Annotated in this window: 1 protein-coding gene; it reads left to right on the top strand. The window is 49.2% G+C overall.

What is annotated here, in order from left to right; all coding sequences use genetic code 11:
• Positions 1-127: 127 nt before the first annotated feature.
• A partial coding sequence (locus PUR61_RS00790) for a hypothetical protein (RefSeq protein WP_329874550.1) occupies positions 128-362 on the top strand: 235 nt, incomplete at its 3' end.

Here is a 362-nt window from a genome sequence, read left to right as displayed (position 1 = left end):
TTTTTTTTTTTTGTTTTTTGTTTTTTTTTTGTTTGTGTCTTTTTGTGTGTTTTTTTTTTTTTTGTTTTTTTTTGTGGTTTTTGTTGTTTTTTTTTTGTTTGTTTTTTTTTTTTTGTTTGTTGTTGTTTTGGGTTTTTTTTTATGTTTTTATGTTGGGTTTTGTGTTGGTTTTTTTTTTTTTTTTTGGTGTGGTGGTGGGCGGGGGGGGGGGTGCATTGGGGGGGGGGGGGGGTGGGGGGGGCGGGGGGCGGTCGGTGGGAGCGGGGCGTTCCCGGTGCGGCCCGGGGCCTCGGCGCACGCGCCGACCAAGGCCGCCGCCCACCGGACGGACGACGACCCGGTCACCATCCAGGTCCCTCCCG

The sequence above is a fragment of the Streptomyces sp. BE20 genome, assembly GCF_036322525.1.
GTDB lineage: Bacteria > Actinomycetota > Actinomycetes > Streptomycetales > Streptomycetaceae > Kitasatospora.
This window is presented reverse-complemented; position numbering and strand designations above follow the sequence as displayed.